The organism is Sinorhizobium psoraleae (genome assembly GCF_013283645.1).
Taxonomy (GTDB): Bacteria; Pseudomonadota; Alphaproteobacteria; order Rhizobiales; family Rhizobiaceae; genus Sinorhizobium; species Sinorhizobium psoraleae.
The window spans coordinates 166,650-186,410 of sequence record NZ_JABEKV010000001.1; the positions used below are offsets into that span (position 1 = coordinate 166,650).

Annotated in this window: 16 protein-coding genes; 9 read left to right on the plus strand and 7 right to left on the minus strand. The window is 62.9% G+C overall.

All coding sequences use genetic code 11. The annotated features are described in order from the left end of the window. The first annotated feature begins 242 nt into the window (after positions 1-242). Positions 243-1,451 (plus strand): OpgC family protein, encoded by a 1,209-nt coding sequence (locus tag ILFOPFJJ_RS00655; protein WP_173508668.1) that lies wholly within the window; start codon positions 243-245, stop codon positions 1,449-1,451. A gap of 216 nt (positions 1,452-1,667) precedes the next feature. Here the strand turns inward: ILFOPFJJ_RS00655 and ILFOPFJJ_RS00660 are convergent, their stop codons facing one another. Continuing rightward, positions 1,668-3,425, minus strand: a complete 1,758-nt coding sequence (locus tag ILFOPFJJ_RS00660) for a glucan ABC transporter ATP-binding protein/ permease (protein ID WP_173508669.1) — start codon at positions 3,423-3,425, stop codon at positions 1,668-1,670. Between the two features lie 386 nt (positions 3,426-3,811). Here ILFOPFJJ_RS00660 and ILFOPFJJ_RS00665 point away from each other — a divergent pair, with 386 nt between their 5' ends. Beyond that, positions 3,812-4,552 carry a helix-turn-helix transcriptional regulator gene (locus ILFOPFJJ_RS00665; protein ID WP_136505318.1) on the plus strand — a complete coding sequence of 247 codons (741 nt, stop codon included), beginning with the start codon at positions 3,812-3,814 and terminating at the stop codon, positions 4,550-4,552. Positions 4,553-4,793: 241 nt separating this feature from the next. Continuing rightward, positions 4,794-8,252, plus strand: coding sequence for a pyruvate carboxylase (gene pyc / locus ILFOPFJJ_RS00670; protein WP_173508670.1), 3,459 nt, complete (start codon positions 4,794-4,796; stop codon positions 8,250-8,252). A gap of 190 nt (positions 8,253-8,442) precedes the next feature. Here pyc and ILFOPFJJ_RS00675 read toward each other — a convergent pair whose 3' ends face one another. From ILFOPFJJ_RS00675 to ILFOPFJJ_RS00685, 3 genes are all read right to left on the minus strand, one after another. Further along, on the minus strand, positions 8,443-9,204 hold the full coding sequence (locus tag ILFOPFJJ_RS00675) for an amino acid ABC transporter ATP-binding protein (RefSeq protein ID WP_173508671.1): 762 nt from the start codon (positions 9,202-9,204) through the stop codon (positions 8,443-8,445). Then, positions 9,201-9,860 carry an amino acid ABC transporter permease gene (locus tag ILFOPFJJ_RS00680; RefSeq protein WP_173508672.1) on the minus strand — a complete coding sequence of 220 codons (660 nt, stop codon included), beginning with the start codon at positions 9,858-9,860 and terminating at the stop codon, positions 9,201-9,203. Before ILFOPFJJ_RS00680 ends, ILFOPFJJ_RS00675 begins: the two co-directional genes overlap by 4 nt. A gap of 297 nt (positions 9,861-10,157) precedes the next feature. Next, entirely contained in the window at positions 10,158-10,931 is a 774-nt protein-coding gene (locus ILFOPFJJ_RS00685; protein ID WP_173510111.1) for an amino acid ABC transporter substrate-binding protein, read from the minus strand. Between the two features lie 277 nt (positions 10,932-11,208). Here ILFOPFJJ_RS00685 and ILFOPFJJ_RS00690 point away from each other — a divergent pair, with 277 nt between their 5' ends. From ILFOPFJJ_RS00690 to ispG, 4 genes are all read left to right on the plus strand, one after another. Continuing rightward, positions 11,209-11,991, plus strand: a complete 783-nt coding sequence (locus ILFOPFJJ_RS00690) for a DeoR/GlpR family DNA-binding transcription regulator (protein ID WP_173508673.1) — start codon at positions 11,209-11,211, stop codon at positions 11,989-11,991. Next, positions 11,988-12,374, plus strand: coding sequence for a VOC family protein (locus ILFOPFJJ_RS00695; protein WP_173508674.1), 387 nt, complete (start codon positions 11,988-11,990; stop codon positions 12,372-12,374). The genes ILFOPFJJ_RS00690 and ILFOPFJJ_RS00695 overlap by 4 nt, the downstream gene beginning before the upstream one ends. 32 nt (positions 12,375-12,406) lie before the next feature. After that, positions 12,407-13,600 carry an MFS transporter gene (locus ILFOPFJJ_RS00700; RefSeq protein ID WP_173508675.1) on the plus strand — a complete coding sequence of 398 codons (1,194 nt, stop codon included), beginning with the start codon at positions 12,407-12,409 and terminating at the stop codon, positions 13,598-13,600. 191 nt (positions 13,601-13,791) lie between these two features. Beyond that, positions 13,792-15,045, plus strand: coding sequence for a flavodoxin-dependent (E)-4-hydroxy-3-methylbut-2-enyl-diphosphate synthase (gene ispG, locus ILFOPFJJ_RS00705; RefSeq protein ID WP_173508676.1), 1,254 nt, complete (start codon positions 13,792-13,794; stop codon positions 15,043-15,045). 10 nt (positions 15,046-15,055) lie between these two features. On the opposite strand, the gene ILFOPFJJ_RS00710 is transcribed toward ispG, so the two are convergent. The 3 genes from ILFOPFJJ_RS00710 to ILFOPFJJ_RS00720 all read right to left on the minus strand — a co-directional run bounded on the left by ILFOPFJJ_RS00710 (position 15,056) and on the right by ILFOPFJJ_RS00720 (position 18,010). Next, entirely contained in the window at positions 15,056-15,694 is a 639-nt protein-coding gene (locus ILFOPFJJ_RS00710; RefSeq protein WP_173508677.1) for a LysE family translocator, read from the minus strand. A gap of 343 nt (positions 15,695-16,037) precedes the next feature. After that, on the minus strand, positions 16,038-17,093 hold the full coding sequence (hisC, locus tag ILFOPFJJ_RS00715; protein ID WP_173508678.1) for a histidinol-phosphate transaminase: 1,056 nt from the start codon (positions 17,091-17,093) through the stop codon (positions 16,038-16,040). Between the two features lie 5 nt (positions 17,094-17,098). After that, positions 17,099-18,010, minus strand: coding sequence for a polyprenyl synthetase family protein (locus tag ILFOPFJJ_RS00720; protein WP_173508679.1), 912 nt, complete (start codon positions 18,008-18,010; stop codon positions 17,099-17,101). 309 nt (positions 18,011-18,319) lie between these two features. Here ILFOPFJJ_RS00720 and mtgA point away from each other — a divergent pair, with 309 nt between their 5' ends. Continuing rightward, positions 18,320-19,021: a monofunctional biosynthetic peptidoglycan transglycosylase gene (gene mtgA / locus ILFOPFJJ_RS00725; protein ID WP_246299515.1), complete on the plus strand. Its 702-nt coding sequence runs from the start codon at positions 18,320-18,322 to the stop codon at positions 19,019-19,021. A 76-nt stretch (positions 19,022-19,097) separates the two neighbouring features. Further along, a complete protein-coding gene (locus ILFOPFJJ_RS00730; protein WP_173508680.1) occupies positions 19,098-19,745 on the plus strand; it encodes a glutathione S-transferase family protein in 648 nt (215 codons plus the stop codon). The last annotated feature ends 16 nt before the right edge of the window (positions 19,746-19,761 follow it).

Genomic DNA, 19,761 nt, shown 5'->3' on the forward strand with positions numbered 1-19,761 from the left:
CAGTTGCAGCCGCGATCCAAACGTTCCACAGCGCCGCGCGTCTTATCGGACGGGTAGAGGACGCTGTAGCACTTTGAATTGCTGCATGTTTTGTCCTTAAATCAGCTCCGATTTAACGAAACATGCCGTAGATCGCGCTTCATCAACGATGCCGGACGCGTCTCGGATATGGCCGGATCGCGCTCTCGGCATCCTCTTCCAACAGGGGTGGGGCGGGGCGCCAAACCCGGATACCAGACCGCATGCTGCAAACGACATTCGGCAAGGACGCGATCAAGGTTGCCGGCTCGGATCACAACGATCCGGGCTCCAATCAACACAAGATCAGCGTTCCTCGTCCTGTGCCGGTTATCCCGGAACGCGATACGCGCCTCGACGTCTTTCGCGCTCTCTGCCTGTTGACGATCTTCATCAACCACGTCCCGGGCCAATATCTCGAATATCTGACACACAAGAACATCGGCTTTTCCGATTCAGCCGAGGCCTTCGTGCTGATTTCCGGCTTGGCGGTCGGCGCGGCCTATAGCGGAAAATTCGTCGTGGGCGCAAGGCTCGCCCTGACTTTGAAGATATGGCGGCGCGCGCTGACGCTCTATGTCGCGCATATCATGACGAGCGTCGTCACGCTGGCGATCTTCGCGGGCGGCGCGCTCTATTTCGGCCGCCAGGACCTGATCGGCGAGATCAACATCCGGCCCATCGTCGAGCAGGCCGAGCAAGGCATCGTCGCAATGGTGCTGCTCGGCCACCAGCTCGGCTACAACAACATCCTGTCGCTCTATGCGGCGCTGTTCCTGATGCTGCCCGGTATCCTGTGGCTGAACGCGGTGGGGCGATGGCTCCTCCTTGCCCTGTCGGCCGTGCTGTGGCTCGCCGCCGGTTGGTTCAAGCTGGTGCCGTCCAACTTCCTGGACGAGGGCTACTGGTTCCTCAATCCCTGGTCCTGGCAGTTCCTTTTCGTCATCGGCATTCTTTGCATGAGCCACGTGCGCGCCGGCGGCAGCCTGCCGCGAAACCGGTGGCTCATCGGGGTTTCCGCCGCCTATCTGCTTGTCTCCGGCTTCTGGGTCGTGTTTTCCTGGTGGAACATCGACTTCTCCTTCGGGCTGCCGGCGGTGCTCACCGGCTTCGACAAGACGTTCCTGTCGCTGACGCGGCTTCTGCACGTGCTGGCGCTCGCCTATCTCCTCGCCATCACCCCGCTCGTCAGTCGGTTGACCAGGCTTCAGCGCAATCATCCGCTGGTGATGATCGGGCGCCACTCGCTCGCGGTTTTCATCTTCGGGACGATCCTTGCGATGGCCGGCCAAGTGCTACTCTTCGTGACCGGCAGGAACCCGATCATCGGCTCGCTCTTCGTCATCGCCGGCATCGGTCTGCACTTCGTCTACGCCTATTACCTCGAATGGCTGAAAGAGGTGGCGGTCGCGAAACCGCTCAGGGCCGCATGAGAGAGTTCTGGAACGCCGTGGCCCCTGTTGAGTAGAGCCGACCGGCTTGCAACGGCGGAAATCGAGGGTTGATACTCCCCTCTGTCCTGCCGGGCAGAGGGGGTCCCAGCGGCTTGGAGATGCTGCTGACGAGCGGCGCTGTAGCCCGATGAAATAACAAACGCCCCGGAGCAGGCGCTCCGGGGCGTTTCTCGATTGCAGGACGCTGTGGCGAACTCACGCCGCCGTATGGCTCTTGCGAACATCCTCGTCGGTCAGGATACCGCTTGCCCGCAGCAGGGCAGCGAAGCGCCCGTTGCTGTGGCTGAGCTCGTTGAAGCCGCCCATCTCGACGACCCGGCCATGATCCATGAAGATCACCAGGTCGGCCTCGCGCACCGTCGAAAGGCGGTGGGCGATGATGAAGGTGGTGCGGTCCTTGCGCAGTGCATCGATCGCATCCTTGACGCGGGCTTCGGTCTCGACGTCGAGCGCGCTCGTCGCCTCATCGAGCACCAGGATCGGCGAGTTCTTGAGGATGGCGCGGGCGATGGCGACACGCTGGCGCTCGCCACCCGACAGGCGGTTTCCGCGTTCGCCGACGACGGTGTCGTAGCCGTTCATGCGGCTTTCGATGAAGTCGCTTGCGGCTGCGGCTTCCGCGGCGGCCATGATCTCTTCGAGCGAGGCGTCGTCACGGCCAAGGCGGATGTTGTCGCCGATCGAGCGGTTCATAAGACCGGCATCCTGGAAGACGGTGGCGATCGACCGGCGCAGCGACTTGCGGGTGACGGTAGAGATATCGACGCCGTCGATCAGGATCTGGCCGTGCTTCGGATCGTGGACCCGCTGCAGGAGATTGACGAGCGTCGTCTTGCCGGCGCCGGTCGGGCCGACGATGGCGACCGTCTGGCCGGCCTTCGCCTTGAACGAGACGTTGCGCACGCCCTGGTTCGTGTTGGCGAAGTCGAAGGACACGTCGCGGAATTCCACCTCGCCGACGACGCCGGTCAGTTCCTGCGCCCCGGCCGGCTCTTCGCGTTCGCGCACCGAGTCCTCGAGCTGGAAGAAGTCTTCAAGCTTGGCGCGTGCCTCGAAGATCTGCGTGACGAAGGCTTTCATCTGGTCGAGGCGACCGATGAGCAGGTTGGCGAAGCCGATAAAGGCAACGACCTCGCCGACGCCGAGCTCGCCGCGCTGCACCAGCACCGTGCCGATGATGAGGATCGCCATCATCGAGATGGTCGAAGCGATGCGGTTCAGCGCGCTTGCCAGCGCCCACCAGTCGAGCACGGGAAACTGCGCCGAGATCAGCCGCTCGGTGAATTTCTTCAACTCGCGCGTTTCCGCTTCGATGCGGTTGTAGCTATGAACGACCGAAACGTTGCTGATCGCGTCGGAGACGTGGGAGAAAACCGTATGATAGTGGTTCTCGACCGAAGCCTGACCTTCCTTCGTACGGGTCATCACGGCCTTGCTGATCAATACATAGGCCGCGCCGAGGATGACGAGAACGATCGAAAGGCGCATGTCCATTACGAAGGCGGTCGGCACGAGCAGGACGAGGGCCACGGCCGTCGCCAGGTGCTGCCGCATGAATTCGAGCCAAAGGCCGAAGAGAGTTTCGCAGGCGCGCAGCAGCGTGTGCAGCGCGTTGGATGTGCCGCGCTGGCTGTGCCAGGATAGCGGCATGGACACGATTCGCCCGAACGCTTCGGTCAGGAGCGTTGCGCGGCGTCCGTGTGCGAGGCGGTCGGCCTCACGGGCGACGAGGACAAAGGCCACCGTGTTGAAGACACCGAACCCCGCCCACATGAGCAGCATCGGCGTGACTTCCCCCTTGGAGGAAATCGCATCGATGATGCGGCCAAAGAGGATCGGTTCGGCAATCGTGATGATGGCGAGCACGACGTTGGCGATGACGATCGCCCCGACGCGGAATTTGTGAACGGCAAGATACTGGAGGGCTCTTGCATACACCTGGAACAAAGACACTGTCTCACCCCTTCTGGGCATCGGATGTTGCGCCGCAGCAACGTTCGATGCGGCGAGTGCATTTGTGCCCCTTGGCGGCCCGGGTGGCAGACTTTCGCCACCGTGCCGGGCCTCAAGGCCCCGCTGGGCGGCCTTGCGACATTCCTGCGGAAAAGGTGGAGGCTGAACCTTGCGGGCTCTGGGAGCATCCGGTGCCAAGGGAGGATTGGCGGGATAATCCATAGTCCGCTATCTTGTGCCTCCACTCCGATATTTTGCAGGTTTCGTGCAAGACCGGGCGTGATAAGAAGAATTATCGCGGTTGCAACATGAATGGCTTCTGAACGGCGCGTTCATGGAGGCTTCTCAAGCGCTGCGCCCGTGCATTCCCGACCTGAAGGTGTTCTATGAATATCACGTTGCTCGTACAGTTTCTGGCGCTCTTGGAAGAGATGAAGACGCGCGAGGAGATCCTGCCCGAGTTCGAACGACTGCTCGATCGCTGCGGTTTCGACTTCTACGGTGTCGTGCGCCAACCGAAGCCCAACGAGAACCCGCTGAGGCTGCTGCTTGCTGGCCGCTGGCCGGACGGGTGGCCGCAAATCTACATCCGCAAGAAGTATGTCGTCATAGATCCGACGATCCGCTATCTCGGCCATGCGCAACGCGGTTTCCGCTGGCGCGACACACTCGCGGCCTTCCGCTCGGACCCGCACCGCAAGCGCATGGAAAGCATGATGGTCGAGGCGCGCAATCACGGGCTTTTCGACGGCTATATCTTCCCGGTGCACGGCCGGCGCGGGCTGATGGGCAATCTCACCGTCGGCGGGCGCGTGGTCGATCTCAGCCCCGTCGAACTCAGTCTCTTCGACGCGATCGCGAAGAGGCTCTTCTGGAAGCTGCTGGAGCTCACCGATCCGGAGATCATGGCCGAGCTCGTCTCGCGTGTCGAAGTGCAGATGACGCGGCGCGAAATGGAGGCGCTGAACTACCTCGCCGACGGCATGACGTCGAACGACATCGGCAAGGTCCTAGACATTTCGAGCCACACCGTCGACTGGTACATGAACGGCATCCAGGAGAAGCTGAAAGCGAAGAATCGCCATCACGTCGTCGCCATCGCCTTCCGTCTTGGCCTCATTTCCTGAGGTCAAATCCGTCCGTGTGATCGTCCAATGTCAGAGCCAAAGCCGCTCACACCTTTCCTCATCCCGCTACCGCTTGTTGCCTTAAATAACACTTCAAAGGTGCTGCAGCGTCCTCTGCGCGTCCGATTGGATGCGCGGCGCTGTAGTGTCGCATCTGAAATTGCACTTCATTCATTGACTCGCTAAAACTTCATTTCGCGGGTGCAGCATTCCCGCGTTTTCAAGTCTTGAGGAGTCCGACTTGCCTATCTCTAAGATCCTTGTCGCCAACCGTTCCGAAATTGCCATCCGTGTGTTCCGCGCGGCCAACGAACTGGGTTTGAAAACGGTCGCGATATGGGCTGAGGAGGACAAACTGGCACTGCACCGCTTCAAGGCGGACGAGAGTTATCAGGTCGGACGCGGGCCGCATCTTGCCCGCGATCTCGGCCCGATCGAGAGCTATCTGTCGATCGACGAGGTGATCCGCGTCGCCAAGCTGTCGGGCGCCGACGCCATTCATCCGGGCTACGGCCTGCTTTCCGAAAGCCCGGAATTCGCCGAAGCCTGCGCGGCGAACGGCATCACCTTCATCGGCCCGAAGCCGGAGACGATGCGCCAGCTCGGCAACAAGGTGGCCGCGCGCAATCTGGCGATCTCGATCGGCGTGCCGGTCGTGCCGGCGACGGATCCGCTGCCGGATGACCCGACGGAGATCGCGAAACTCGCTGAGGAGATCGGCTATCCGGTGATGCTGAAGGCCTCCTGGGGCGGGGGCGGCCGCGGCATGCGGGCGATCCGCGACCCCAAGGACCTGATCCGCGAAGTGACCGAGGCGAAGCGCGAGGCAAAGGCCGCTTTCGGCAAGGACGAGGTCTATCTGGAGAAGCTGGTCGAGCGCGCCCGCCATGTCGAAAGCCAGATCCTTGGCGACACCCATGGCAATGTCGTGCATCTCTTCGAGCGCGATTGTTCGATCCAGCGGCGCAACCAGAAGGTCGTCGAGCGCGCACCCGCGCCTTACCTCAATGCCGCGCAGCGCGAGGAGCTTGCCGCCTACTCAAGGCGGATCGCCGAGGCGACAAACTATGTCGGCGCCGGCACCGTCGAGTACCTGATGGATGCCGACACCGGCAAGTTCTACTTCATCGAAGTCAATCCGCGCATCCAGGTCGAGCACACGGTGACCGAAGTCGTCACCGGCATCGACATCGTCAAGGCGCAGATTCACATCCTCGACGGCCATGCCATCGGCATGCCGGAATCAGGCGTCCCTTCGCAGGAAAATATCCGGCTGAACGGCCATGCGCTGCAGTGCCGCATCACGACCGAAGATCCCGAGCAGAACTTTATTCCCGACTACGGTCGTATCACCGCCTATCGCGGCGCCACCGGCTTTGGCATCCGTCTCGACGGCGGCACGGCCTATTCCGGCGCTGTGATCACCCGCTACTACGATCCGCTCTTGGAAAAGGTGACGGCCTGGGCGCCGAACCCGGATGAGGCGATCAAGCGGATGATCCGCGCGTTGAGAGAATTCCGCATCCGCGGTGTCGCGACCAACCTCACCTTCCTGGAAGCGATCATCAGCCATCCGAAATTCCAGGACAACAGCTACACGACACGCTTCATCGACACGACGCCGGAACTGTTCCAGCAGGTCAAGCGCCAGGACCGCGCCACCAAGTTGCTCACCTATCTCGCCGACGTCACCGTCAACGGCCATCCGGAAGCCAAGGGCCGGCCGCGGCCGTCCGACGACATTGCCGCGCCCGTGGTGCCGTTCATCGGCGGCGAGGTGCAGCCCGGGACCAAACAGCGTCTCGACGCGCTTGGACCGACGAAGTTCGCCGAATGGGTCAAGGCGCAGCCTCAGGCGCTGATCACCGACACGACGATGCGCGACGGCCATCAGTCGCTGCTTGCGACGCGCATGCGCACCTATGACATTGCGCGCATCGCCGGCACCTACGCGCGGGCGCTGCCGAATTTGTTTTCGCTCGAATGCTGGGGTGGCGCGACCTTCGACGTGTCGATGCGCTTCCTGACGGAAGACCCGTGGGAGCGGCTGGCAATGGTGCGCGAGGGCGCGCCGAACCTGCTTCTCCAGATGCTTCTGCGCGGCGCCAACGGCGTCGGCTACAAGAACTATCCCGACAACGTCGTCAAATACTTCGTCCGCCAGGCGGCAAAGGGCGGCATCGACGTCTTCCGCGTCTTCGATTGCCTGAACTGGGTGGAGAACATGCGCGTATCGATGGACGCGGTCGCCGAAGAGAACAGGATCTGCGAGGCGGCGATCTGCTATACCGGCGATATTCTCAAGTCCGCCCGGCCGAAATACGACCTGAAATACTATACCGCCTTGGCGGCGGAACTTCAGAAAGCCGGCGCTCACATCATCGCCGTCAAGGACATGGCGGGCCTTCTGAAGCCGGCGGCGGCGCGCGTGCTGTTCAAGGCGCTGAGCGAGGCAACCGACCTGCCGATCCATTTCCACACGCATGACACTTCGGGTATTGCTGCGGCGACCGTGCTTGCCGCCGTCGAATCCGGCGTCGACATCGTCGATGCGGCGATGGATGCGCTCTCCGGCAACACGTCGCAGCCCTGCCTCGGCTCGATCGTCGAGGCGCTTTCCGGCTCGGACCGCGATCCCGGCCTCGATCCGGAATGGATCCGCCGCATCTCCTTCTACTGGGAGGCGGTGCGCCACCAATACGCGGCCTTCGAAAGCGACCTCAAGGGGCCGGCCTCGGAAGTCTATCTGCACGAAATGCCGGGTGGACAGTTCACCAACCTCAAGGAGCAGGCCCGTTCGCTCGGGCTCGAAACCCGCTGGCACGAGGTCGCGCAGGCCTATGCAGACGCGAACCAGATGTTCGGCGACATCGTCAAGGTGACGCCGTCGTCCAAGGTGGTCGGCGACATGGCGCTGATGATGGTCTCCCAGGACCTGACGGTGGCGGACGTCGAAAACCCGGCAAAGGACATTGCCTTCCCGGAATCGGTCGTCTCGATGCTGAAGGGCGATCTCGGCCAGCCGCCGGGTGGCTGGCCGGAGGCGCTGCAGAAAAAGGCGCTGAAGGGCGACAAGCCCTATACCACCCGCCCCGGCTCGTTGCTTGCGGACGCCGATCTCGATCAGGAGCGTAAGGACATCGAAGAGAAGCTCGGCCGCGAACTCACAGACTTCGAGTTCGCCTCCTATCTCATGTACCCGAAGGTCTTCACCGATTACGCAATGGCTGCCGAGACCTATGGACCGGTCAGCGTGCTGCCGACGCCCGCCTATTTCTACGGCATGGCACCGGGCGAGGAACTCTTCGCCGACATCGAGAAGGGCAAGACGCTCGTCATCCTGAACCAGGCGCAGAGCGAGATCGACGAGAAGGGCATGGTCAAGATGTTCTTCGAAATGAACGGCCAGCCGCGTTCGATCAAGGTGCCGGACCGCAACCGCGGCGCCTCGAGCGCCATCCGGCGCAAGGCCGAGGCCGGCAACGCCGCCCATCTCGGCGCGCCGATGCCGGGCGTGGTCTCCACCGTCGCGGTTCACGCCGGCCAACCGGTCAAGGCCGGAGACGTGCTGCTCTCGATCGAGGCGATGAAGATGGAGACGGCGCTGCATGCCGAAAAGGACGGCGTGATCGCCGAGGTGTTGGTGCGCGCCGGCGATCAGATCGACGCCAAGGATTTGTTGATCGTGTTTGGTGCTTGAAGGCACCAGGCACTTGTCTCCAAGGCGGCCGGAGCGTTCCGGCCGTATTTTGGGAATTGAAGCTGTGGCAGACCAGAGATAGTAGCTAGGCCGGTCTCTTCTCCGCCGTCATCCTCGGGCTTTAGCGGAGAGAGAAGTGCTCGCCGCCTATTCGCAGCGTCGTGACAACTCGGCTCGTCCGACCGATCGCTTAGATATCGTAGCTCATCGGTGCACTCAGCGAGGCGATGAACTTCTTGGTGCGTTCCCGTTCCGGCGTCGAGAAGATCTTTCGCGGCGGCCCGCTTTCCACAACGACGCCGCCGTCGAGGAAGATCACGTGATCGGCGACGCGTGAGGCGAGGCGGAGGTCGTGGGTCGCCATGATCATCGTCGTGCCTTCGCGCGCTAAGCGGCTCAGGACTTCCACCACTTCCTCGGCGAGTTCCGGGTCGAGCGCGGAGGTCGGCTCGTCACAGAGGAGAACACGCGGCGAGGGAGCGAGCGCCCTCGCGATCGCCACGCGCTGCTGCTGGCCGCCGGAAAGGGTCGACGGCCAGGCATCCGCCTTATGCGCCATGCCGACCTTCTCCAGAAGTTCGAGCGCGCGGGCCCGGGCACGGTCCGCCGGCCATTTGAGGACAGTCACAAGACCCTCCATCACGTTGCCGAGCGCGGTCTGATGGGGAAAGAGCTGGAAATTCTGAAAGACCATGCCGGTTTGCCGGCGCAGCTTTTGGATCGCCCGCCAGCCGACCGTGCGGTGAGGCGCGAACTCCAGCCGTTCGTCGCCAAGCCGGATCGCGCCATGTGTCGGGATCTCCAGCAGGTTCACGCATCTGAGCAGCGTGCTCTTGCCGCCGCCGGATGGGCCGACGAGCGCCGTTACCGTGCCTTCGGCCATCGTCACACTGATTCCCTTGAGCACCAGGTTGGTGCCGAAGCGCTTTTCGATGTCGGTGAGTTCGATCATGCGCGTGCCTCCAGGAAGCCGCCGTAGCGGGCGAAGCGGCGCTCCAGCCTCACCTGCAGGGCCGACAATACGGAGCTCATGGCAAGATAGATCAGCGCCGCCTCGATATAAAGGATCAGCGGTTCATAGGTGGTCGCGACGATGCGCTGTGCCGTCTGGAAGAGTTCGGGTACCGTAATGGCCGCGGCGAGCGAGGTGTCCTTCACCAGCGAAATGAAAGTGTTCGAGAGGGGCGGGATTGCGACCCGGGTTGCCTGCGGCAGGATCGTCCGGCGCATCACCTGACTCCAGCTCATGCCGATCGAATAGGCTGCTTCCCACTGACCGCGCGGCACGGAGGAGATCGTGGCGCGGATGATTTCGGACGTATAGGCACCGATGTTGAGCGTGAAGCCGATCAGGGCAGCGGGGAAGGCATCGAGCAATATGTTCATGCTCGGCAGGCCGTAGAAAATGACGAAGAGCTGGACCAGGAGCGGCGTTCCGCGGATCACCCAGACATAGAACCGCGCCACGGCGACGAAAGGCGCTGGTGCAAAGAGCCGGACGAGCGCGGTGACGAGGCCCAACACCAGGCCGAGGGCGAAGGAAAGCAGGGTCAGCGGGATCGTGAAGATCAACCCGGCCCAAAGCAGGGTCGGCAACGATTCCGCCATCAGGGGAAGCCAATGAAGCCAGTTGGGCAAGGGAAAGCCTTTCAAAAAAGCGCGATCCGCTCCGGGGTCGGAACGGACCACGATTCATAAAGCAGGATGGGGAAGGGTGTGAAGCCCGCATTCCATGCAACTACCCGGTCGGACCCCTCCCGGCCCTGCGGGCTGCCCCTCACCCTAGCCCTCTCCCCCGCAGGCGGGGAGAGGGGACTAAGGCGACGCGGCATACACCTTCGCCCCGCTTACGGGGAGAAGGTGCCGGCAGGCGGACGAGGGGCCGATCCGGCGGCCTTCCACACGTTACTTCGAGACGTCGGCGCCGAAATATTTCTGCGAGATCTTGTCGTAGGTGCCGTCGGTCTTGATCTCGGCAAGCGCCTTGTTGATCGCCGCAAGCAGATCCGGCTCGTTCTTGCGGATGATGATGCCGGAATAGTCGGCGTCGGCCTGCTCGGCGGCGATCTTCACATTCGCGTCCGGCTTCTGTTTCTTGAAGTCGAGGAAGGACAGGCTGTCGTTGATGGTCGCATCGGCGCGGCCTGTCAGCACGAGCTGGATCGACTGATCGAAGCCGTCTGTTCCGACGAGCTCGGCGCCGGAGGCCTCGGCGAGCTTGCCGAAGTTGCTGGTCAGCGACTGCGCGGATTTCTTGCCTTTCAGATCGGCGAAGTCCTTGATCTCCTCATTGTCGCCTTTGACGATGAGGACCGCCTTGGAGGCGATATAGGGTTCCGAGAAATCGTATTTCTTCTTGCGCTCTTCGGTGATGCCGACCTGGTTGATGACCGCATCGTAGCGGTTGGCGTCGAGGCCGGCGATCAGGCCATCCCACTTGCCTTCGAGGAATTCGGCCTTGACGCCAAGACGCTTGGCGACCTCCTGGCCGATCTCGACATCAAAGCCCACCAGCGCGCCGCTGGCATCGTGATAGGTGAAGGGAGCGTAGGTGCCCTCGGTGCCGATTTTCAGAACGCCGGCAGACTTGATCTGCTCGAGGTTCGATTGCGCATGGGCCGGCACGAAGGCGGCTATTTGCAGAAGGGCGGCAGCGAAAAGCGTCGGAAAGAGTTTCATTGTCTTGTTTTCCATCTTTCTTGTTCTCCGGCCCGTCGTCCGGATTGTGGCGAGATTCGCATAAAACCCGGCGCATCTGAGCGCATAAAACACCAATTCATCCGGCTTTCGATGAAGATTTTTCCTTGAACCGGTCGAAATCTCACTGAAAACACTCCTGTCCGGAAAATGTGCTCGGCCAATCGAAGTTCCGCCGGCCCAAGGCAATTGAATTTTCTGCGAAAGGCTGGTACTCACGTTTCAACCGATTCATGCACGTTTATGCACGATGTGAGATATGGCGACGGACCTGCTGCTGCGCGAGAGAAAATGCCTGATCCAGGAACGGCTGAAAACAGATGGCCGTGTCCTTGCGGCCGATCTTGCGCGCGAGTTCGGGGTGTCGGAAGACACGATCCGTCGCGATCTGCGCGAGATGGCTGCGGCTGGCCTTTGCGAGCGCGTCTATGGGGGAGCTTTGCCGCTCGCTCCGATGACGGGGTCGCTTCGCCAGCGTGCCTCTTTCGCGCCGGAACGAAAGGCGGCGCTTGCCCGGGCTGCGGTCGGATTCATCCGGCCCCGCATGACGGTGTTCCTCGATGCAGGTTCGGCCAATCTGGCGATCGCCGAGGCGATCGAGCCGGATCTCTCGGTGACGATCGTCACCAATACGCCTCTCATTGCCGCCGCCTTGATGGAGAAGCCGGGCGTGGAACTTATTCTTGTCGGCGGGCCGCTCGACCGCGCCGTCGGTGCGGCGGTTGGCGCGCGGGCGCAACGGGATGCCGAGCTTCTCCGTCCGGACCTTTGCATTCTCGGTGCTTGCGGCGCCGACGCGGAGGCGGGACTGACAGCCTTCCATTTCGAGGACGCGGCATTCAAGCGTCTCATCGCGTCGAGGAGCCGATCGGTCCTCGCTGCCATAACGAGCGACAAGCTCGGAACCGCCGCGCCACACGCCGTCATCGGCATCGAGGCAGTGACGACGCTGGTTCTCGAGGCCGATGCGCCCGAGGCTCAAATCACGGCCCTCCGCGCGCGCGGAGCCGATATCGTCCTGGCGAAGGGGCCGGGCCGATGAATGTCGCGCATATCGCTCTCTGGACGACGGATATCGACCGGCTCGCGGACTTTTGGGCCGAACTCTTCGGCGCCGAGGCCGGCGAAATCTATGAAAGCCGCCGCCGTCCCGGTTTCCGCTCTCGTTTCCTGACGCTTCGGAGCGGGCCTTCGATCGAAGTGATGGAGGGGCCATGGCTTGCTCCCCATGACGCGGCGACGGTAGAGCGTGCAGGCTATGCGCATGTCGCTCTTTCGCTGGGCAGCGGCGAGGCAGTGGACGACATGGCGGAGCGAGCAGACGGGAAGGGCATGCTCGTCTCGAAAGCCCGATGGACGGGTGACGGCTTCTATGAGGCCGTGATTCGCGATCCCGACGGCAATCTCATCGAAATCACCATTTGAGCCGGACGGATCCGGCTGCGGGAAGGTTACTTATGGATCAGCGCACGCAAACTGCCTCTCAAGGCCTCGTCCGACAAGGTTACATGTCGAAAACCCGGCTCGCCGTGTCGCTCCTGTTCCTGATGAACGGCTTCGTCACCGGCAGCTGGGCCCCCAAGATTCCGGAATTCAAGGACCGGCTCGGGATTGGCGAGAGCGTGCTTGGCCTTCTGATCCTGGTGTTCGGCATCGGCTCGCTGGTGCTGATGCCGATTGCCGGCGGGTTCATTGCCCGCGTCGGTTCGCAGAAGGTGGTGAAGGTCACCGCAATCATTCTGTCGCCGCTGCTCCTGCTCTTGACGCTGGCCCCGAATGTCTGGACGGCGGCGATCGGCATGTTCCTGCTTGGCGGCTTCGTCGGCGCCATGGATGTGGCGATGAACGCCAATGCGGTCGAAGTCGAAAAGTCGATGCGCCGCGCGATCATGTCCTCCTGCCACGCCTATTGGAGTCTCGGCGGGTTGATCGGCGCCGGCATCGGCGGCTTCCTGATGGCGCGCTTCGGCATTCTGCCGCACGTGCTTGTCGTCACGGTCCTTAGCATTCTTGTTCTGGCTATCGCCTGGCCGATGATCCTTGCCGACCAGCCTCATCCGGCGGCGGCGAAGGAGAAGCTGCGCCTGCCGCTCACGCCCCTGCCCTGGCTGATCGGCATCATGGCCTTGTTCTCGATGGTGCCGGAAGGCACGGTGCTCGACTGGGGCGCGCTCTATTTGCGCAACGAACTCGGCGCCTCGGTCGAACTCTCCGGCTTCGGCTTTGCCGCCTTCTCCGCAACGATGGCCGCGATGCGGTTTGCCGGGGACCATGTCCGCGATCTGCTCGGCGCGAAGCGGACCTTGCGTATCTGCACGGTCACGGCGCTTGTCGGCATTGTGCTTGCGGGCCTCGCGCCAAATGCGTTGGTCGCAATTCTCGGCTTCGCGATCGCCGGCATCGGCATTTCCAACATGGTGCCCATCGCCTTTTCGGCCGCCGGCAACATGCCGGGGCTGCAGCCCGGCATCGGTCTCTCGGTCGCGACGTTCATGGGCTATTCCGGCATGCTCTTCGCCCCCTCGGTGATCGGCTTCGTGGCCGAGCATACCGGCTTCGCGATCATCTTCATGTCCGTTCCGGCTCTCTTCATCGTCGTGCTGCTTCTCTCGCACCACGCCGTCCATGCGGATCACGGGAAAGGACATTAGATCACGCGGGATGCCCGGAAAGCCGAGTGCGCTTTCCGGATGCTGAGGTGGCGGCCGTGCCATCAATTCGCCGTCAGCGCATGATGTTGCCGTTGACAAGCAAGCATTCCTTCGCCACCTGAAAGGCGAAAGCGGTGGAGCGGTTCTCCTCCGCATTCCGCCGCGACAAACGGACCCAAGAAGAGGCCTCCATGTCTTCTGCCTTCGATTTCGAGCCACAGCCGCGCCGCGCTTCCGTCGCCGTCGATGTCGGCGGCGTGATCGTCGGCGGCGGCGCGCCGGTCGTCGTCCAGTCGATGACGAACACGGATACGGCCGACGTCGATCAGACGGTGGCGCAGGTGGCAGCACTTCACAAGGCCGGTTCCGAACTGGTGCGCATCACGGTCGATCGTGACGAAAGTGCCGCGGCGGTGCCGAAGATCCGCGAGCGGCTGCTGCGCCTCGGCATCGATGTGCCGCTCGTCGGCGACTTCCATTACATCGGCCACAAGCTCTTGGCCGATCATCCGGCCTGCGCCGAGGCTCTCGCGAAATACCGCATCAATCCGGGCAATGTCGGTTTCAAGGACAAGAAAGACAAGCAGTTCGCCGAGATCATCGAGATGGCGATGCGCTACGACAAGCCGGTGCGCATCGGCGTCAACTGGGGGTCGCTCGATCAGGAGCTGCTGACGCGGCTGATGAACGAGAACCAGGCAAGGGGCTTTCCGCTGACGGCGCAGCAGGTGACGCGCGAGACGATCGTGCAGTCGGCACTGCTCTCGGCGGAGCTGGCCGAAGAGCTCGGCCTGCCGCGCAACCGCATCATCCTTTCCGCCAAGGTTTCGGGTGTTCAGGACCTGATTGCCGTCTATGCGATGCTCGCCGCCCGTTCGGACCACGCGCTCCATCTCGGACTTACCGAAGCCGGCATGGGAACGAAGGGCATCGTCGCTTCCTCCGCCTCGCTCGGCATCCTGATGCAGCAGGGCATCGGCGACACGATCCGAATTTCGCTGACCCCGGAACCGGGCGGCGACCGCACCCGCGAAGTACAAGTGGCTCAGGAACTCTTGCAGGTCATGGGCTTCCGCCAGTTCATTCCCGTGGTCGCCGCCTGTCCCGGATGCGGCCGCACCACCTCGACGGTATTCCAGGAGCTTGCCCAGAAGATCCAGGAGGATATCCGCGCAAGCATGCCAGTCTGGCGCGAGAAATATCCGGGCGTTGAGGCGCTGAAGGTCGCCGTCATGGGCTGTATCGTCAATGGCCCTGGCGAAAGCAAGCATGCCGATATCGGCATTTCGCTTCCGGGAACCGGCGAGACACCGGCGGCACCCGTCTTCATCGACGGCCAGAAGGCGATGACGCTGCGCGGACCGAAGATCGCCGAGGAATTCCAGCTTCTCGTCGCTGACTATATCGAAAAGCGCTACGGCCGCGGCCAGGCGGCCGCCGAATAATCCCGAACGATCAAAGCCGCGCCGTTAGCAGCTTAAGGCCGGCAAAGGCGAAGAAGCCTGCCATCAGGCTCTCGATCACGCGCCGCGATTTGAGATAGGCGCGGTGGACCGGCGAGAGCGAGAAGACGATCGCGAAGCCGCAGAAGGTCACGAGCCCGATCAGCATGCAGCCGCCGATGAAAGCGGCGGTAACGCCGACCGGCGCCCCTTCCGGCATGCCGAGCGAGACCAGCATGATCCAGGCAAAGATCGCCTTGGGATTGGTCAGGTGGATGCCGAGCCCCTTGAGATAGAGCTTCTTCAACGACATCCGCAGCGGAACGCGAAGCGCTGCCTGTGACTCGCCGCGCATCGCCGCCCTGAGGGCGTTGTAGGCGAGCCAGAAGAGGTAGCAGGCGCCGGCGATCTTCAGGACGATGATCGCCTGTCCATAGGTCCGGATAAGCGCCGAGAGGCCCGATGCTGTCAGCATCGCCCAGGTATAGCTGCCGCTCAGCACGCCGAAGGCAAGCGCGAGACCCGCCTTTCGCCCCTGGCTTACGGATGTCGCGATGATCGCGAGAACCGCTGGCCCCGGCGACGCGACCGCGATGATATAGGCGGTCCAGGCGACGAGAAGCTGCGGCAGATAGGGCGTGAGGTCGAGCATGGCGCGGCGTCCGTCTGTGGTTCGGGCGAACAGTACCCGAGGCTTCCGTGGATGCCAACTGGAGCGGGTCTCAAACCGCTTCGCCCTTGCCGCTCGGGCTGCGGGCGGGAAAAGGCGCGCTGTGCCATCCCCCTCATCCGGCCTGCCGGCCACCTTCTCCCCGCAAGCGGGGCGAAGGGGACTCGCGGCACCCGATCACCCGCTCTCGCCAACAGGCCCGTAAACGGGGGGTATGCCGCGCGACCAAGTCCCTTCCCGCGTGCAGGGGAGAGGGTCAGGCAAAACGAGCCGTTCGCCTGTTGGCGCTGTCCCGTCCGATCCAGTCTCAGTCTCAGTCTCAGTCTCAGAGAATCTCGTCGAGCGCCGCGACCAGCCTTGTGCATTCCGCGTCGGTGCCGATGGTGATGCGCAGGAAGTCCGCAATTCGCGGCTTGGCGAAATGGCGCACGATGACCGCTCGTTCGCGCAGCTTCGCGGCCAAGGTTCCCCCCGCTTGTTTCGGATGCCGGGCGAAAATGAAATTCGCCTGGGAGGGAAGGACCTCAAAGCCGCGCGCTTCGAGCTCGCCTGTCAGCTTCGCCCGCGACGCTACGATCTTGCGGCACGTCGCCTCGAACCATGCCTCGTCCCTGATCGCGGCGGTGGCGCCAGCCTGGGCCGCCCGACCGAGGGGGTAGGAATTGAAACTGTCCTTGACGCGTTCCAGCCCCTCGATCAGCGGCCGCTGGCCGATCGCGAAGCCGACCCGCAAGCCGGCAAGCGCCCTGGATTTGGAAAAGGTCTGTACGACGAGCAGGTTGTCGTATTTTGGCACGAGCGCGGCCGCGGATCCGCCGCCGAAATCGATATAGGCCTCGTCGATCACCACCGGCTGGTCAGGGTGGTCGGCGACCAAAGCTTCGATCTCGGCGAGTGGCAGGCCGATTCCCGTCGGTGCGTTCGGATTGGGAAGGATGATCGCCCCCGCGGGGCGGCGGTAGTCGGCGATGTCGATGCGGAAGGCGGCGTCGAGCGGCACCTCGATGGCGTCGATGCCGAAGAGGCCCGCATAGGTCGGATAGAAGCTGTAGGATATGTCCGGATAGAGAAGCGGTTTGTCGTGCTTCAGGAGTGCCGCGAAGGCGTGGGCCAGTACCTCGTCCGAGCCGTTGCCGACGAACACTTGCTCGGCTGCTATGCTATATCGTGCGGCAATCGCTTGCCTGAGGTCGAGCGCGAGCGGGTCCGGATACAGTCTGAGATCGGCGCTGGCGGCCCCCCGGATCGCTTCGATCACCTTTTCTGAAGGCGCATAAGGGTTTTCGTTGGTGTTAAGCTTGACGAGGTTCGCCATGCGCGGCTGTTCGCCCGGAACGTAGGGTTTCAGCGTGGAGACGATCGGCGACCAGTATTTGCTCACGGGGCTCAGCTCCTGCGGTTGGCGATGAAACGCGCGGTTTCGGCCAATATGGCAGAGCGCGCGCCATAGGGGGCAAGCAGATTTTCCGCCTGTGCCACCAGTTCCTCGAGTTCACGCTCGGCCCAGGCCTGGCCATGAAGGGCAACGAGCGTACCCTTGCCGCGCGCGGCGTCCTTGCCGGTAGCCTTCCCCATCGCCTCCGCATCCGCCGTCAGATCGAGCAGGTCGTCGGCGAGCTGGAAGGCGAGGCCGATCTTGTCGCCGAAGGCGCGCAGCCGCCGCCGATCCTCGTCTGACGCATCGGCGATGATCGCACCCGCCTCGCAGGCGAAACGGATGAGCGCCCCGGTCTTCATCGCCTGCAGCGTGACAATGCCGGCCTCGTCCGGCGCCTTCTTCTCGGCTGCGAGGTCAAGCGCCTGTCCGCCGGCCATGCCGCCGTGCCCGGAGGCACGCGCTAGCGCCAATATCAGCGCCGTCTTCTGCCGGTCGGAAAGCGGCGTTTCCGGCGCGGCGATGATGTCGAAGGCGAACGTCAGCAAGCTGTCGCCGGCCAGAATGGCGGTCGCCTCGTCGAAGGCGATGTGCACCGTCGGCTGCCCGCGTCTCAAGTCGTCATCATCCATCGCCGGCAGGTCGTCGTGGACGAGCGAGTAGCAATGCACGCATTCGAGTGCGGCGCCGATCCTGAGCGCCGCGTCGGCGTCGCCGCCGAGAAGCGCGGTGCATTCGCTCACGAGAAAAGGCCGCAGCCGTTTGCCGCCGTTGAGCACGCCGTGGCGCATGGCGGCAAGCAGGTTCGCGGGGCGCGCAATTTCATCGGCGCCGACGACCGGCCCCAGAAGCTTGGAAAGCAGCTCTTCCACCGCAAGCGCATTGGCCTTCAGGTGAGCGGAAAAGGATGATGTCTCTTTCATGCAGCGCTCTTTGGCATGCGCAAGAGCGGCTTTCAACGGGCATTCGCGTCGCAGGCTACTGCATGATTCCTTGAATCGGAATCGATTTAAGGACAAATCACCCAGCACTTCAAAGTGCTACTGCGACGTTAGCGTGTCCGATTGGACGCAGCGCTGTAGTGCTTTGCCTGGGATGAGTGTGCCAGCGACTTGCCTTTTGCCAGAAAGACCATTCAACTTTGCTTGCCCATGAAATAAGAGAGGCGGATGGACAAAGAGGTGGACAGTCAGGGCATGGACGTTGTTCCGGAAGCGTTGGAGGAGAGCGGGATGTCCACCAGTCGCTGGTCCGCCACATGGCGGACGAGGAGCCGCCGTCTCGTTCTTGCCGTCCTTTCCCTCTTCGTGTTGCCCTATGTGCTGATCGTCTTCTACCTGCTTGACTTCGTGCATCCGGTCTCGACGCTGATGCTGCGCGATCTTGTGCTTCTGCGCGGCTATGATCGGCAATGGGTAGAGTTCGACGACATCGCGCCGGTGCTCGTTCAGTCGGTGATGATGTCTGAGGATGGGCAGTTCTGCGCCCATGCCGGGATCGACTGGAACCAGATGCGCGGCGTCGTCGAGGATGCGCTGGACGGTGAGCAGACGCGCGGCGCCAGCACGATTCCGATGCAGACGGTCAAGAACCTGTTTCTCTGGAATGGCCGCTCCTTCGTCCGCAAGGCGATGGAACTGCCGCTCGCGATCGCGGCTGATTTCGTCTGGAGCAAGCGGCGCATGATGGAGATCTACCTGAACGTCGCCGAATGGGGCGACGGCATCTATGGCATCGAGGCCGCCGCGCGGCACCATTTCGGCGTTTCGGCGGCGAAGCTTTCGCGCCGCCAGGCCGCCTTGCTGGCGGTGTCGCTGCCCAACCCGATCGACCGCAATGCGGGAAAACCCGCACGGGGCCTACGGCGGCTTGCATCGGTCATCGAGCGGCGCGCCAGCCGCTCCGGCGGTTACATCACATGCCTTTATGACTGAGATGACAGCAATTCATTGGTCTCGCTGTCGCCGATGTGGCAAGCCTGCCACCTGAAAGCAGGTGGGAGACACGTAGATGGCCAAGCTCGTCCTTTATGTCGGCAACAAGAACTATTCCTCCTGGTCGCTTCGACCGTGGCTGGCGCTGGAAGCCTGCGGGGTTCCGTTCGAGGATGTCGTCATTCCCTTCGATTTTCCTGCCGGAAATCCGCGCTTCCGTGAGATTTCGCCGACCGGCCGTGTGCCGGTGCTCCATCATGGCGATGTCCGCGTGTGGGAATCGCTGTCGATCATCGAATACGTGGCGGAACTTTTCCCCGAAGCCGGTCTCTGGCCCGAGAACAGGGAAGATCGCGCCCGCGCTCGCAGCTATTCGATGGAAATGCTCTCCGGCTTCCGCGCTCTGCGCGGCGCTTGCCCGATGAACATCCGTCGCCCGCGAAAGGCGATTGCGCTGCCGGAGGGGGTCGCGGCCGACGTCGCCCGGATCGAGGAAATCTGGCGGGAAGCAATCGCCCGCTCCGGCGGACCGTTTCTCTTCGGTCGTTTTACCGCGGCGGACGCGATGTTTGCCCCGGTTGTCAACCGTTTCGACGTCTACGAACTGGTGACCGCGCCCGGCACTCTCGCCTATATGGACGCCGTCAAGACGCACCCGGCCTTCCGCAAATGGGAGGAAGCGGCGAGGGCCGAACCCTGGATCGTGCCGGAGGACGAAGCCTGACACTGACGAGGAGCGG

What these genes read in the sequence shown, in the direction of transcription:
- ILFOPFJJ_RS00655 (WP_173508668.1), top strand. Translation starts at nt 243, where the DNA reads ATGCTGCAAACGACATTCGGCAAGGACGCGATCAAGGTTGCCGGCTCG.
- ILFOPFJJ_RS00665 (WP_136505318.1), top strand. Translation starts at nt 3,812, where the DNA reads ATGAATATCACGTTGCTCGTACAGTTTCTGGCGCTCTTGGAAGAGATG.
- ILFOPFJJ_RS00675 (WP_173508671.1), bottom strand. Translation starts at nt 9,204, where the DNA reads ATGATCGAACTCACCGACATCGAAAAGCGCTTCGGCACCAACCTGGTG.
- ILFOPFJJ_RS00680 (WP_173508672.1), bottom strand. Translation starts at nt 9,860, where the DNA reads ATGGCGGAATCGTTGCCGACCCTGCTTTGGGCCGGGTTGATCTTCACG.
- ILFOPFJJ_RS00685 (WP_173510111.1), bottom strand. Translation starts at nt 10,931, where the DNA reads ATGAAACTCTTTCCGACGCTTTTCGCTGCCGCCCTTCTGCAAATAGCC.
- ILFOPFJJ_RS00690 (WP_173508673.1), top strand. Translation starts at nt 11,209, where the DNA reads ATGGCGACGGACCTGCTGCTGCGCGAGAGAAAATGCCTGATCCAGGAA.
- ILFOPFJJ_RS00695 (WP_173508674.1), top strand. Translation starts at nt 11,988, where the DNA reads ATGAATGTCGCGCATATCGCTCTCTGGACGACGGATATCGACCGGCTC.
- ILFOPFJJ_RS00700 (WP_173508675.1), top strand. Translation starts at nt 12,407, where the DNA reads ATGGATCAGCGCACGCAAACTGCCTCTCAAGGCCTCGTCCGACAAGGT.
- ispG (WP_173508676.1), top strand. Translation starts at nt 13,792, where the DNA reads ATGTCTTCTGCCTTCGATTTCGAGCCACAGCCGCGCCGCGCTTCCGTC.
- ILFOPFJJ_RS00710 (WP_173508677.1), bottom strand. Translation starts at nt 15,694, where the DNA reads ATGCTCGACCTCACGCCCTATCTGCCGCAGCTTCTCGTCGCCTGGACC.
- ILFOPFJJ_RS00720 (WP_173508679.1), bottom strand. Translation starts at nt 18,010, where the DNA reads ATGAAAGAGACATCATCCTTTTCCGCTCACCTGAAGGCCAATGCGCTT.
- mtgA (WP_246299515.1), top strand. Translation starts at nt 18,320, where the DNA reads ATGTCCACCAGTCGCTGGTCCGCCACATGGCGGACGAGGAGCCGCCGT.
- ILFOPFJJ_RS00730 (WP_173508680.1), top strand. Translation starts at nt 19,098, where the DNA reads ATGGCCAAGCTCGTCCTTTATGTCGGCAACAAGAACTATTCCTCCTGG.